At 65.0% G+C, this 13,492-nt stretch carries 12 protein-coding genes; 7 read left to right on the top strand and 5 right to left on the bottom strand.

Annotated features, from left to right (window positions below; translation table 11 throughout):
* Positions 1–116: 116 nt before the first annotated feature.
* The 6 genes from AC3ENJ_RS07805 to AC3ENJ_RS07830 all read left to right on the top strand — a co-directional run bounded on the left by AC3ENJ_RS07805 (position 117) and on the right by AC3ENJ_RS07830 (position 6,958).
* A complete protein-coding gene (locus AC3ENJ_RS07805) occupies positions 117–731 on the top strand; it encodes a cyclodeaminase/cyclohydrolase family protein (RefSeq protein ID WP_431813628.1) in 615 nt (204 codons plus the stop codon).
* Positions 732–785: 54 nt separating this feature from the next.
* Positions 786–2,030, top strand: coding sequence for an MFS transporter (locus tag AC3ENJ_RS07810; protein WP_431813629.1), 1,245 nt, complete (start codon positions 786–788; stop codon positions 2,028–2,030).
* Between the two features lie 56 nt (positions 2,031–2,086).
* Positions 2,087–3,316: a M20 family metallo-hydrolase gene (locus AC3ENJ_RS07815; protein WP_431813630.1), complete on the top strand. Its 1,230-nt coding sequence runs from the start codon at positions 2,087–2,089 to the stop codon at positions 3,314–3,316.
* A 99-nt stretch (positions 3,317–3,415) separates the two neighbouring features.
* Positions 3,416–4,627 carry a CaiB/BaiF CoA transferase family protein gene (locus tag AC3ENJ_RS07820; RefSeq protein ID WP_431813631.1) on the top strand — a complete coding sequence of 404 codons (1,212 nt, stop codon included), beginning with the start codon at positions 3,416–3,418 and terminating at the stop codon, positions 4,625–4,627.
* A 149-nt stretch (positions 4,628–4,776) separates the two neighbouring features.
* Positions 4,777–5,964, top strand: coding sequence for an acyl-CoA dehydrogenase family protein (locus AC3ENJ_RS07825; RefSeq protein ID WP_431813632.1), 1,188 nt, complete (start codon positions 4,777–4,779; stop codon positions 5,962–5,964).
* 118 nt (positions 5,965–6,082) lie between these two features.
* Positions 6,083–6,958 carry a 3-hydroxyacyl-CoA dehydrogenase family protein gene (locus AC3ENJ_RS07830; protein WP_431813633.1) on the top strand — a complete coding sequence of 292 codons (876 nt, stop codon included), beginning with the start codon at positions 6,083–6,085 and terminating at the stop codon, positions 6,956–6,958.
* A 67-nt stretch (positions 6,959–7,025) separates the two neighbouring features.
* On the opposite strand, the gene AC3ENJ_RS07835 is transcribed toward AC3ENJ_RS07830, so the two are convergent.
* The 5 genes from AC3ENJ_RS07835 to AC3ENJ_RS07855 form a co-directional block, all read right to left on the bottom strand.
* Positions 7,026–9,518, bottom strand: a complete 2,493-nt coding sequence (locus AC3ENJ_RS07835) for a penicillin acylase family protein (RefSeq protein ID WP_431813634.1) — start codon at positions 9,516–9,518, stop codon at positions 7,026–7,028.
* 157 nt (positions 9,519–9,675) lie between these two features.
* Positions 9,676–10,575 (bottom strand): N-acetylglucosamine kinase, encoded by a 900-nt coding sequence (locus AC3ENJ_RS07840; RefSeq protein WP_431813635.1) that lies wholly within the window; start codon positions 10,573–10,575, stop codon positions 9,676–9,678.
* Positions 10,572–10,892: a putative quinol monooxygenase gene (locus AC3ENJ_RS07845; protein ID WP_190780990.1), complete on the bottom strand. Its 321-nt coding sequence runs from the start codon at positions 10,890–10,892 to the stop codon at positions 10,572–10,574. The genes AC3ENJ_RS07840 and AC3ENJ_RS07845 overlap by 4 nt, the downstream gene beginning before the upstream one ends.
* Before the next feature lie 154 nt (positions 10,893–11,046).
* The gene (locus AC3ENJ_RS07850) at positions 11,047–11,238 is read right to left on the bottom strand and encodes a CsbD family protein (RefSeq protein WP_095798727.1); all 192 of its coding nucleotides are present in this window, start codon (positions 11,236–11,238) and stop codon (positions 11,047–11,049) included.
* Between the two features lie 141 nt (positions 11,239–11,379).
* Positions 11,380–12,339, bottom strand: coding sequence for a hypothetical protein (locus AC3ENJ_RS07855; protein WP_190780989.1), 960 nt, complete (start codon positions 12,337–12,339; stop codon positions 11,380–11,382).
* 143 nt (positions 12,340–12,482) lie between these two features.
* Here AC3ENJ_RS07855 and AC3ENJ_RS07860 point away from each other — a divergent pair, with 143 nt between their 5' ends.
* Positions 12,483–13,478: a hypothetical protein gene (locus AC3ENJ_RS07860; RefSeq protein ID WP_431813636.1), complete on the top strand. Its 996-nt coding sequence runs from the start codon at positions 12,483–12,485 to the stop codon at positions 13,476–13,478.
* Positions 13,479–13,492 lie beyond the last annotated feature (14 nt).

The raw sequence follows: 13,492 nt of genomic DNA on the forward strand, positions 1-13,492 counted from the left end.
GCCCGGGGCAGCAAACCCCGTGTGGCGCTTTGTAGCATCTAGACTCGTGTCGTCATCCGCGGCCGCCTTCGGGTCCCGCCGTATCCGTACCCGATCCGCATCCCGGAGGAGCGACCGTGATCGACTCGCAGAACATCAGGGCCTACGTCGAGCGCATGGCCTCGGATGAGCCCGCCCCGGGCGGTGGCGCCGCCGCGGCTCTGCAACTCGCGCTGGGTGCGGCCCTGGTCGGTATGTCCGCCCGCTACACCACCGCCCCGGAGCACGCCGACGATGCCCGGCGCGCGGCAGGGCGCGCTGAGGAGCTCATTCCCGCGGCCCTGCGCCTGGCCGACGCGGACGCCGATGCGTTCGGGGCTCTCTCCGCGGCGTATGCACTCCCCAAGGCCTCGGACCGGGAACAGTCCGAGCGCTCCCGTGCGATCCAGGAAGCCACCGTGGGTGCCGCGCGGCCCCCGCGGGATCTCGTGGGCGTGGGCGCCGAGGTCTTCGAACTGACCCGCGAGCTGGAGACGTGGGTCAACCCCAACGTTCTCAGTGATGTGGCCGCGGCCGCCGAGGCCACCCGGGCCGCCATTGCCACGGCCGTGGTGACGATCGAGATCAACCTGGCCTCGCTCAAAGACCCCGCGACGCGGGATGAGCTGAGCGCTGACGTCGAACGCGCGGAGGAACTGGCCGAAGGCACCGCGCGGCTGGCGCGTCGGATCAGGGAGCGGATCCGCGCTTGACCGCGGCACAACCGGGTGTCATGACCGGCAGACGGTGGAAACGGGTGGGTGCGTGTGACTGATTCCGACCGTCCATCCGGTTCCGGGGTGTGGCTGTGGCTCTTGGTGGCCTGCGCGGTGCTCACCCAGTCCACGGTGAACCTGTTACGCCCGGTCACCTCCTACAAGCTGCTCGCGCTGCACGCGGATTCCGTGACCATTGGTCTCACCACGGCCGCCTACGCCCTGGTCCCGCTCTTCACCGCTGTGTGGCTCGGTCGGTACTCGGACCGTGCCCCGCAATTAAAACTCCTGACGCTGGCCGGGGTGGGGTTGCTGGTGGCCGGTGGGGCACTGCTGGCAGCCTCTCCCACGGTGTGGGCCATCGTGGCCGCCAGTGTGGTGCTGGGCATGGGCCACTTATGTTTCACCATCGGCGGGCAGGCCGCTATCGCCCGCTATGCCGCAGATCGTGATTTGGACAAGGGCTTCGGATGGTTCACCGCCGCCTTCTCCGCCGGGCAAATGATTGGCCCCTTGCTGGGCGGCTGGTTGGTGGGTCGGAGCGCCGGGGTTGATTCCGCAGAACGTTTGGCTGACGTCAATCAGGCCCTGTGGATAGGCACCGCACTGTCGCTTTTCGCCGTGCCGCTCTTGATCTTCCGGTTCACACCACCCAGATCGACGACGTCGCGGCCCGGCCAGCCGTGCACCGGCCAGGTGGGCCAGGTCTCGGCGGAAAAGCCCACGGTGCTCAGAGTGCTCAAGGTTCCCCGCGTGGGCTCCCACATGCTCGCTGCACTGTCCCTGCTGGCCATGCTGGACATCCTCACGGCGTTCCTCCCGGTCATTGGTGAAGAAGCGGGCGTGGCGCCCGCGGTGGTCGGTGTACTGCTGGGTGTCAGAGGCTTGGCGTCCATTGCCTCCCGAGTGCTATTGCCGTGGTTGTCAGGGCGTTTTTCTCGGAGCGCACTGCTGCTGACGTGCTTGTTCGGTGCTGGAATCACCTTGATCATCCCGCCCTTGTTGTTTCAGCATTTCTGGATCACGGCCGTGTTCTTGGCCATCGGCGGTTTTCTCCTGGGACTGGGGCAACCGTTGACGATGACCATGATCGCCACGTCCGTGCCGTCCAACTGGCGTGGTTCCGCGCTGGCCGTCCGGCTCACGGGCAACCGTCTGGGGCAGGTGGTGCTCCCGCTGCTCGCCGGGGTGGTTGCTGCCCCGTTGGGCCCTGCCGCGGCCGTGTGGATGTGCTGCGGTGTCCTGTTGGTCAGCGGCACCGAGAAACTCTGGGGAGACAACCGTTCCGCTCGCTGAGCCACTCACGCCCATGCGTACGATGACCGCAACTGGTTCCTACCCCGGGAGATCTCATGACCGCACCGCATCAGTCGTTCCTGCATGATTTCCAGCTCATGTCCCGCAATGGCGGGCTGGACTCCGGCGGTGTCGAACGCCAGGCCGCCACCGCCGCGGACGGATTGAACCGGCAGTGGTTCGCCGGCTGGTTGGCGGCGCGTGGTGCCACGGTGCACTACGACGAGATCGGGAACCAGTTCGGAACATTCGAACTTCACCCCGGCGCCCCGTACGTTCTGGTCGGATCGCACCTTGATTCCCAACCCAGGGCCGGGCGGTTCGACGGCGCCTACGGCGTACTCGCCGGGGCCACGGTGTGCGCGGAACTGCACCGAGCGGCGTCGGCGGGGGAGTTGGAGCTGACGTACAACCTGTGCGTGGTGAACTGGTTCAACGAGGAAGGCTGCCGGTTCAAGCCGTCCATGATGGGAAGCCTGGTGTACACGGGCAAGCTCGAACTGGAGACCGCGCTGGCCACCGAGGACGTTCACGGTGTGACCGTGCGGAACGCACTCGACACCCTGGGCCAGCGTGGCAGCGGGAGCATTCCCGAGGCGGCGGCGTACGTGGAGATCCACATCGAGCAGGGCAAGTCCATGGAGGAGAACGGGCAGACCATCGGCCTGGTGGAAGCCACGTGGGGTGCGCGCAAGTATGAATTCCTGGTCACCGGCGAGCAGTCCCACACCGGCGCCACCCTGATCGAGGACCGCAAGGACGCGCTGCTGGGCGCCTCCCTGTTGATTGCGGCGGCGCGCCGGATCGCGGTGGAACACAACGTGATCACATCGTGCGGCGAATTGCTGGTCCTACCCAATTCACCCGTCGCGGTCGCGCGCGAGGCGCGCTTGCTGATCGACCTACGCAGCCCCGACGCCGCCCGGCTCGACGCCGCGGATGCGGCCTTCGCGCGGGAGGTCACCACGGCGGCGTCGGAGGCGAACGTTGCGATCGAGACGCTGAGCCGCAACGCGTGGGACGTGAAGGAATACGCACCGGAGGGTGTGGCGCTCGCGGAGCAGGTCGTGCGGGAACTGGGGTTGCCGTACACGCGGATCATGACGCTGGCCGGCCACGATTCCACGAACGTGAAAGACGTGATGCCCGCGGTGATGTTGTTCGTCCCCTCGCACCAGGGCATCACGCATAACGAGTACGAATTCACCTCTGACCAGGACATGCTTGCCGGGTTGGACATGCTCACCGGGGTGCTGACGCGGGTGGCGCAGGGCGAGCTGGCGTGACCGCGCGCCGCGCGCGCCGAGTGCGGGTGGGTGCGGGTTATGCGCGTCCCCGCCGCCCCTTAGAGTGTGGGGTGAACCACAACTCGGCAAGGAGGCCCAGTGTCCCAATCCACGCACGGTCAGGAAACCGCCACGCGGCAGGCGGGTGAACACCCCGGCACCACCCTCCCGCTCCACGGCGTTCTGGTCGCCGATTTTTCGCGCGTACTCGCCGGTCCGCTGGCCACCATGACACTGGCGGATCTCGGCGCGCGCGTCATCAAGGTGGAACGCCCCGGGGCGGGCGATGACACCCGCACCTGGGGGCCGCCGTGGTCCGAGACCGGAGCTACCTACTTCGAGTCCGCCAACCGCAACAAGGAATCCGTGGCGCTGGACCTCACGGATCCCGAGCACCTCGCGCTCGCCCGAAAATTGGCTCTCAAGGCGGACGTGCTGGTCGAGAACTTCAAACCCGGTGGACTGGCCAAACTGGGGCTGGGTTACGAGGATCTACGGGACGAGAACCCCGGACTGATCTACGCCTCGATCTCCGGGTTCGGGTCCGCCGGGGGCCGTCATCTGGCCGGTTACGACTTCCTGGTGCAGGCGGTCGGTGGACTCATGAGCATCACGGGCCCCGCCGAATCTCCGTACAAGGCGGGCGTGGCCCTGGTGGACGTGTTGTGTGCCAAGGACACGACCATCGGTGTGCTGTCCGCCCTGGAGGCCCGGCGACGGAACAGTGGCCGCGGCGCCCACTTGGAGATCAACCTGCTCTCCAGCCTGCAGGGAGCACTGGTCAATCAGGGTCAGGCCTACTTGGGTGCGGGCAAGGTGCCCTCGCGCATGGGCAACGACCACCCGTCGATCGTGCCCTACCAGTTGCTGAAGTGCTCGGACGGGCCGCTCGCGGTGACCATCGGCAACGACGGTCAGTTCGCGCGCATGGCCGCGGCGTTGGGGGTCCCCCACCTTGCCGAGGATGAGCGTTTCGCCACCAACTCAGCCCGGGTGGCCCATCGTGAGACCCTGGTTCCCCTGCTCGAAGAAGCCCTCTCGACCCACACCGCCCAGCACTGGGAGGACGTATTCACGGGCGCGGGGCTGCCCGCGGGCAAGGTGGGTGGCATCGATGACGGTGTGGCTCTGGCCGAAGAGCTCGGACTCGACCCCACCGTGGACGTTCAGGATGCCTCCGGGCAGACCGTGGGCCGACAATTCCGGCACCCCGTGACCTGGGAACCGCCCCTCCCATCACCCACCGTGGCACCACCGAAGCTCGGGGAGCACACGGAATCGGTGCTGGAGTGGCTCCACCGAATTTCTTAGGCGAACGATATAAATACCGGGGCTGACGCAGTTAAGTTTCGCGAGCGGCGTTGTCCGCGTACCGTGAGTCACAAAAGCGTACCGGGTGCGGTCGCAGTCTGCTCCGGGCCCCGTCAACACCGGCATGACCAATGATGCAAAGGAGCACCATGACCACCTTGACCACCCCCGAGCTGTCTACGGATCCCTCAGATCTGATCAGTTTCGATTCCCTGCTCACTTCCGAGGAACTCGAGCTGCGCCAGAGCGTGCGCGAATTCGTGAACGCGCAGATCAAGCCCCAGATTGCCCAGTGGTTCGCGGACGGCCATTTCCCGCTGGAGATCGTGCCGGAAATGGCCAAGTTGGGCCTGCTGGGCATGCACCTCAAGGGTTACGGTTGCGCGGGTCGGTCGGCTGTGGAGTACGGCCTGGCCGGCGCGGAGCTGGAGGCCGGGGATTCGGGTCTGCGCACGTTCGTGTCGGTTCAGGGTTCGCTGGCCATGAGCGCCATCTACAAGTGGGGTTCGGAGGAGCAGAAACAGGAGTGGTTGCCGCAGATGGCGGCCGGTGAGGCGATCGGTTGCTTCGGCCTGACCGAGCCGACCGCCGGCTCTGACCCGTCCTCGATGACCACCAACGCCAAGCGTGACGGCGATGACTGGGTGCTCAACGGCACCAAGCGCTGGATCGGCCTGGCGAACGTGGCCAAGGTGGCCGTGATCTGGGCGCAAACCGATGACGGCATCCGCGGTTTTGTGGTGCCCACCGACACCGCCGGCTACAAGGCCACACCCATCGAACCCAAACTGTCGATGCGCGCGTCCATCCAGTGCGAGATCGAGCTGACGGATGTGCGCCTGCCTGCCAGCGCAATGCTTCCCGATGCCAAGGGCCTGCGCGGCCCGTTCTCGTGTCTCAACGAGGCACGCTACGGCATCATCTGGGGCGCCATGGGTGCTGCTCGCGATTCCTTCGAGGCTGCCCTGGACTACTCCAAGCAGCGCATGCAGTTCGACAAGCCCCTGGCCGGTTATCAGCTCACGCAGCAGAAGCTCGTGGACATGGCCCTGGAAATCAACAAGGGCTTCTTGCTCGCGCTGCAGATCGGCCGAATGAAGGACGCCGGCACGCTGCAGAACCACCAGATCTCGGTGGGCAAGCTCAACAACTGTCGCGAGGCCATCGCGATCGCGCGCGAGGCCCGCACCATCCTGGGCGGCAACGGCATCACCCTGGACTACTCGCCGCTGCGCCACGCCAACAACCTCGAGTCCGTGCGCACCTACGAGGGCACCGACGAGGTCCACACCCTGATCCTCGGCCAGCACCTCACCGGCGAGCCGGCCTTCCGCTGATCACCACGTTCCACACGGCGCTCGCGGCGGATTCCGTCGCGGGCGCCCCCGTTTCGGTGCCGGATTCGCATCCGAATGTGGGTCCGAATCCGCGTTCGAGTTCGAGGGAGACTTTCGCATGAGCATCACCATTGACAGCATCAAAAAGATCGCCGTAATTGGCGCCGGTGCCATGGGCCGCCAGATCGCAATGACCGCCGCGCTGGCCGGGTACCGGACCACGGTGCAGGACATCAGCCAGGACATGCTCGACGCCGCCTCCGCCGAGATGGGCGGCTGGGCCGAGTCCCGCGTGGCCAAGGGCAAGCTCGAGCAATCCGCCGCCGCCGCCGCTCTGGCCAACCTGGCGTGGGAAACGGACCTCGAGCGCGCGGCCACTGACGCTGATTTCGTGATCGAAGCCGCTACCGAGCGCCTGGACATCAAGCGCGGCATCTTCGAGTCCCTGGGTTCCCTGGCACCGCAGCACGCGATCCTCGCAACCAACTCCTCGACCCTGGGTTCGTCCAAGGTGGCCGAGGCCAGCGGGCGAGCGGAGCAGGTGTGCAACATGCATTTCTTCAATCCCGCCCTGGTCATGAAGTGCGTGGAAGTGGTTCGCCACGAGTCCACGAGCGACAACACCGTGGACGTCACCATGGAACTGGCCCGCCGCATGGGCAAGGAACCGGTGCTCATCAATCGCGAGATTCCCGGGTTCATTGCCAACCGAGTGATGGGCGCCATCAACAAGGAATCCCTGTTCCTCTACGAGAACGGTTACGCCTCCAAGGAAGACATCGACGGCGCGATCCGCACCGGACTGGGCCATCCCATGGGGCCGTTCGAGCTCATGGACATGGTGGGCCTGGACGTCATCGATTTCATTGCCCAGGCCACCTACGAGGAAACCGGGGCCGAGGAGGACAAGCCCAACGAGTCCATCTCCAAGCTCGTGGCCGAGGGAAAATTCGGCCGCAAGTCCGGCGAGGGGTTCTACGAGTACGCGAAGTAGGGCGCTGTTGTAGATGGGAAGAACCCGAACTCAGGGAGGCTGAGTCCGGGTCCTTTCCCTGTGGTAGCTACTTGACGTTGGTCACCGATTCCAGGTTCTGGGCGAGCTGGTTCTTGTAGAGGTTCTCTTCCTTGCACTGGAAGTTCGTGTACAGCTCCAACTGGTCCTGATAGTGCGGCGACGTGGTGCCATCGGGGGCTACGAAACCGCTCTGACCCGGGGGAGCAGCCACGCACATGCTGGCGCCCTCGGGGTTGAGGTGCACCAGATCGTTCTGCGTACCGCGGTTCATGTACTGGTGCGTGCTGAGTGCCTCGGACGGGTCGGCCTGCGGAATCCCCATGAAGTTCTTGGTCTTGTACTCGTGGGGGATTACCGGGGTGGTCCACTGTGCGGGGTCGTCACCGCGCGTCTCACGCAGCTCATCTGTTGCGGCCTTGAAAGTATCGCGAAGCACCTTCCCGTGGTCCTGGCCGTTGAAGAAGTCCACGCTTTGGGGTACCGCGGAATCCTCACCGGCCAAGGCGTTGGACAGCAACTTGGTAGTCTCCGCCGGCCGGACGGATCCGCCCGGCTTGCGGTAGATCGAGGCGGCGTACTGGTCGTAAACCTCCTGGGGCAGGTCATCCTTCAGGACCGCCTCTGAGAGCTTGGGCAGCCAGGTGCGCATGATGGTGGGGGCGGCGCCGTCGTAGTTGCCGTCCTTGTCCTGGTCGACCGTCTGTCCGTCCCACTCGAGCAGGATGTTCGCGTCTGAGCGCAGCTGGTCGTCGGCCGGAACGTACTCGATCGCCGATTCCAGGTGGGGGCGGAGGTAGCGAATGTTGAGGTCCGCGAACGACGTTTCCTTGTTGATGTCCCAGATTTCCTGCGGGGTGAACTTCTCCTGGGATTCCAACCGGGACGTGATCTCGTTGAAACGATCCACCGAGGACCAGTTGCCACTGTCCGAATTAAAACCGGCCGCGGACTGGTTGTTCCAGTTGGCCACGTAGCCCTGTTCGGGGTTGTAGGTCTTGGGGTTGTCCTCGAACGGGCGGAAGCCCTGCCATTCCATGGTGCCGTCACCCTTGGCCGGTACGCGGAAGTCCTGGTTTTCCGGCCGTGCGGGGAGCTTGCCCGGAGAGACGTAGCCGATGTTTCCGCCCTTGTCCGCGTAGTACCAATTGATGGTGATGCCCACCTTCTCGGCCTGCGCCAGGTACTCGTCCCAGTTCTTGGCCTTCATGATGTTCACCCAGGCCATGAGGGACTGCACCTCGGTGCCCTTCCACGCGCGTTTCTTGGAATAGGCCGAGTTGTTCTGCGGATCGGTGGCCGTCACGGTTCCGTGCACCGTGGACTGCACGGTGAAGTCAACGGGCGCGGAGTCTTTCACCGCGATCTGTTCGGTCCGTTCGGTCATGTCCCGGTACTGCCCGTCAAACATGTACTGCTTGTGGTTCGCCGGGTTGAGGTCCTCTTGGTAGATGTCGTTGACATCGAGCGGCCCCGCCGTGGATCCCCAGGCAATGTCCTTGTTGGTGCCGAAGAGAATGGACGGGTAGGCGAACGGTGTGTTGCCGGTGACGTCGATGCCCGCGCCGTGCAGGCCGATCCCGTACACGTAGGACGGGTTGAACCAGTCGAACTGCGGGCCGTTCAGCAGCGTGGAACCGCCGTCGGTGGTCTTCTCCTTGCCGGCGATCCAGATGTTCGATGCTTCGGGCGCCGCATGGGGCCAGCCCTGGCCTCCGAACGCTGCGGCGGTGTCCGCGGAGCTGTCCTGAACGGACGGGTCGATCGGAGCGAGCGCATTCGATCCGGAGGACTGTGTGGACACCGACTCGCCCCGCGGAACTGTGGTGGGTGCGCTGGGGTCTTCCGTCCAGATCAGCTGGTCGAACAGCTTGGCGCCCTCATCCGCTCCGTGTTCGGCAATGAGCTGGTTCTTGACCTTGAGGTTCTCCACTTCGCTCGTGGAATCCGAGAACCGGTTGGCCATGGTGCCGATCCAGATCATCGCCACGTCGTACTCGGTGAAGTGCGAGGGCTGGAAACCGAAATCGGTGAATTGTTTGGGCAGCAGGGTGGCTTGGTCCGCGAGGACGGTGTCCACGTACTTGTTGTACCCGCGCGCGTATCCGCGCAGCACCGCGCGGTCGTCCTCAGAGAGCTGGTCGATCTGCTGCTGAATCGACTCGGGGTCTAGTGTCGCGCGGGAACGCTTGTCGTTTTCGACGCCGCTCTCACCGATCACTTCGGAGGACGTGCCCAGCACGGAGCGTTTGGCCATTTCCATCTGGAACATCCGGTCCTGGGCCACCGCATATCCGTAGCCCGTGTAGAGACCGCCAATGGTCTTGGCGTACACGTGTGGCACGCCGTAGTTGTCGCGCTTGATGGTCACGTTCTTCTCCACGCGTTCCTGAGGGCCCTGGCCGTGGCCGTGCCCCTGGCCGTGACCGTGCTGGGCGCTTTGCGATGCGATGGGAGCCGCGGTCGCCGGGGCTGCGGTGGTGCCCGCTATCAGGGCGACCGTCAGCGCGGGCATCAGAATGCGGGTCTTGAGTGTGGGCACAGTGTCTCCTGGGGAAGTGAGGTGAATCACGCTACGGAGTTCACTCTCCAGTCCGCCCGGAAGGTTGTCAAGACTTAAACGACCGATCGGTCAATATTACTTGCGGGTAGCACATGTACGCTCTGACCTGGGGCGCAGTAGAACTCCCCTTAACCCGTCAACCCCAGACAGCCCGGGCCAGCATCGGGGCGCCCAGCACGGGTTCTTGGCTCAGGACGGTCACGTCCAAGACGTCGGAATCCGCGAGAAGCTTCTTTAGTCCCTCGCCCACCGCAGTGCGGGCGAGTCCACCGCCCAGCACCACGGGCAAGGGCCCGCGGATGTGCCCCGCAACCGTGATGACCAGCGAGTGGAGCTCCTTCGCGGCGCGCTGTGTCAGATCCAATGCGGTTGCGTCACCGCTTGCGGCGTACTCCACCACCGTGCGGGACAGGCCCGCCCAGAAGGAACGCTCCGGGCGGTCGTGGAAGGCGGCAATGAGTTCAACGGGTTCGCGGACCCGAGACTGTTTCACAATCGCCCGGGCAAACGTGCTCGCAGGGGCATCGGGTTCGCATTGGTGTGCGCGCAGTACGGCGCGGACGGCCTCACGGCCCAGCCAGTAGCCGCTACCCTCGTCGCCCAGGAGGTAACCCCAACCGCCGGCGCGGCGCTCGCGGCCGGTGGAGTCAATGCCCCAGGCCACGGAGCCGGTCCCGGCAATCACCGAGATGCCGATGGTGTGACCACCCGCAGCAAGGATCAGGCGGGTATCGTGCACGGCGGTGACGGGGACCTCGGAGGGCGCCCCGGACACCGAGCGAATACGAGCCTCGAGCCGGGCGGCGTCGGCGGGGGTGTCCACGCCGCCGGCGCCGGCGACCACGGGAACGGAAGGCCCAGCCCCCAGCTCACCGAACACGCCGCGCAAGGCTGAAGCGGCGGCGTTGGGCGAGACGTTTTGAACGTTGGCGCTGGGGCCCCTGGCATGGCGGACGGCCCGGCCATCGCGGAACAGCACCCCGCGTGTGGTGCTGCCGCCGATGTCCAGGCCGATCAGGTCGCCGGTGAAAGTCACTGGACTTTCAGCTCACCCATTTCATCCCAGCCGTCGCCGTCGATCTGGCGGGAAATGATGCGGGGAGTGGAGCTGAGGTACTGCGGAAACTGCTCGGTCATGGTGGTGAAGTGCTCGGATTTCACGTGGGCCTCGGCGGCGTCGTCGTTGAAGGCCTCCACGAGCACGTACTCGTTGGGGTTGTCGAGGCTGCGTGACCAGTCGAACCACTTGTTGCCGGTCTCAGCGCGGGTGGCCTGGGTGAACTCCTGGACCAGCTGCGGCCAGTTGTCCGCGTGCTCGGGCTTCACGTCGAATTTCACAACGATAAAGATCATGGTGGGTGTGCCTCCTCGGGTTGCGGTCTTCTCCTCCAGCATATGGGTGGAGGCCGGTGATATCCGGGCACCTCGCGTCCCGCGAACGGGCGCATGCGAAAGGCCCCCGCCAGTGGCGGGGGCCTTTCGGTCGAAAGATTGCGTGGTGCGGAATCTAGTTCAGTCCGTCCTTCAGATTCTTACCGGCGTCTTTGACGTTCTCCACGGACTGCTTTGCGCCACCAGAAGCCTTCTGGGATGCGCCTTCAGCCTGCATATCGCGATTCTCCGTGGCATCACCAAGCTTTTCCTTGGCGGATCCGGACGCTTTTTCCGCAGCATTACTAATTTTATCGCCGAGGCCCATAAGCACTTCCTTTCGTAGAACGAACAGGTACCCATAATCTAGACGGACTTGGCTGGGAGGGGAAGAGCCAGCGCCTGAGATTTCGCCCAAAGCGTGCACCCAGCTCGCCTACGGATGCACAGCGAACAACGTCAGAGGCGGTTACTGATAGGACACGAACCACGGCTTGGGCTCAAGGTTGTACGTCTGCTCCGGTGTGAACATGGGGGTGTCCTCGTCGTAGAAGTTCTTCCACGCCATGCGGATGCCCTCGGGCAGGCCCTGTTGCAGCACACCCCAGGTTTCCATCTTCAAGTCCGGGGTGCCGTGGCCGTCAGCGTGCAGCACCAGTTCCAGTTCGGGGTGGTCGGTCTTGATGTTCTCGCGATTCTGAATCATGGACATGGAGAATTGATGCAGGATCACGACCTTTTGCGGCAGGTTGTTCGCTGCCGTGAGCTCGGCCAGCCACTCGGTAGTCTCATTGATCTCATCCGCGGAGACCGAGCCGATTTGCTGCATGTGCACCTGGCCCGGGGCCAAACGCCATTCGGGATCCAGCGCCAGGCCAACGTTGGGCCGTTTCAGGAGTTCCTCGTAGCGCTTGGCCTGAGTCAGGAAATCGGTGTGGCCGGGCTGCAGATCGAGCACCACGTACACGCCGTTCTTCTCGGCGGCCTCGATGTAGGGGATGAAGTGATCCACGGGAACCTCGTTGGAGTAGTTGCCGTCCGCTCCGGGTTCCGAAGAAGCCGCCGTCACAATGATCTCGAAGGCGGGAATGACCTTTTCTTCGCTGTACGGCTGGTACTGCTTGGCCAGTTCCACGGCCCGCTGCGCAGAGGCCTCCGGTCCCTGCTCACCCAGTGCGCCCAGCCCGGGCGTTCCGGGATGCCCGTAGAGCGCCACGAAGCGCCGGTCGGGGAACAGCTCGGTTCCGCCGCCGATCAACTCGGGCGGCTGGGTGGGCGAGGGCGTTGCCTCCGGTGATGCCGACGCCGCGGCGGTTGCGTTCTGCGTGCTGGGCGCCTGCTCTTGGGGTTCGGACTCCCCAGTGCCGCAACCGGAGAGCAGAAGGGCCGCGCAGGCGGCGGTGGCGAGAACGGCGGACAATCGGCGCATGATGCAAACACCTCAGGGGGGTAGGTCGGTCGCGGGGCGTCACCACTTGTCAGCATGCTGTCCATGTGGCGGTACCGCCAGCCTATGCGTAAACAGTTAGGGCGCATGGGAACATGACAGTACTCATCCCCCCGGAGGTTTTCATGAGCTCGTCCTACACACCCCCCTCGGGTCCGCAGGAGCCTTCGCAGGACGGCTCACCGGATCAAGGACCGCAGGAATACGTCCCGGCCTACGGTGCGCCCACAGCCCGCGAAGGCACATCCGTCAAGACGGCCATTCTGCTGATCGGTCTTGCGGCGCTCCTCGGCCTCCTGCTTCTCGGCGCTCTCCTGTGGGCGATCACCAGGGTTGCCCCCACGCTGCTTCCGGGTGGCGGCGGGGAGGACCTGCCGGCGCCCCCACCGACCACGGCGGTTGCCCAACCCACCGCGACCCAGGACCGCGAGTCGACGACGTCGCCGTCGGTGGCGGCGTCGAACGCACAGAGCCCCGCGAGAACCACCGAGCCCCCACGCGCCATGGCCCGGAGCGGCAACCTGGAGGTGCCCACCGAGGGCGCCCTGTTCGGTAAGAAAGGCGCGTTCGAGGAGACAGTGCTGGAGGAGAAGAGTGAGTTCGCGATCGAGGTCCCGGATCACGACGGCCCGCTGTTGATCACCTGGTCCGTTGCCAGTGACCGCGAAAATGCCGGAGTTTTCCTCAATGCCTACGAAAGCAAGGGCGGGGACATGACCGAGCACCTGGGCGCCGTCAATAGCGGGCAGACGGGCATGATGCTCATCGACACGGATCCGAATGCACCCAAAACCACGGTGATTTACCCCGAGGGCAACAGTGACACCGAATGGAAGGTTCAGGGGTTCCCCGCCTCCGAGATGCCGCGTGTCGAACGCGGCGCGGAGATCACCGGTGGCGGGCCCGCAGTCGTGGAGCTCCCGGCCGGCGAGGAGCAGGACTATCGGTTCACCTCGGAGGAAGGCGTTCCCCGGGTTGAGGTGTATGACAAGGACGATCTGAGCAGCTGGACCCAGTTCGAATACGGAACGGGCCCCGTGGAACTGGATGTCACGGCGGGTTCTGCCGAGCAAGTCATCATGGTGCACGCGGACGGCGAGTGGACGCTGGAGCCACGCTGAGGCCGATTCGCTGG

Source organism: Kocuria sp. cx-455 (assembly GCF_057707085.1).

Excerpts from the sequence above, each read along its gene's own strand:
- AC3ENJ_RS07825 (WP_431813632.1), top strand. The coding sequence starts at position 4,777 with ATGACCACCTTGACCACCCCCGAGCTGTCTACGGATCCCTCAGATCTG.
- AC3ENJ_RS07830 (WP_431813633.1), top strand. The coding sequence starts at position 6,083 with ATGAGCATCACCATTGACAGCATCAAAAAGATCGCCGTAATTGGCGCC.
- AC3ENJ_RS07860 (WP_431813636.1), top strand. The coding sequence starts at position 12,483 with ATGAGCTCGTCCTACACACCCCCCTCGGGTCCGCAGGAGCCTTCGCAG.
- AC3ENJ_RS07815 (WP_431813630.1), top strand. The coding sequence starts at position 2,087 with ATGACCGCACCGCATCAGTCGTTCCTGCATGATTTCCAGCTCATGTCC.
- AC3ENJ_RS07855 (WP_190780989.1), bottom strand. The coding sequence starts at position 12,339 with ATGCGCCGATTGTCCGCCGTTCTCGCCACCGCCGCCTGCGCGGCCCTT.
- AC3ENJ_RS07850 (WP_095798727.1), bottom strand. The coding sequence starts at position 11,238 with ATGGGCCTCGGCGATAAAATTAGTAATGCTGCGGAAAAAGCGTCCGGA.
- AC3ENJ_RS07845 (WP_190780990.1), bottom strand. The coding sequence starts at position 10,892 with ATGATCTTTATCGTTGTGAAATTCGACGTGAAGCCCGAGCACGCGGAC.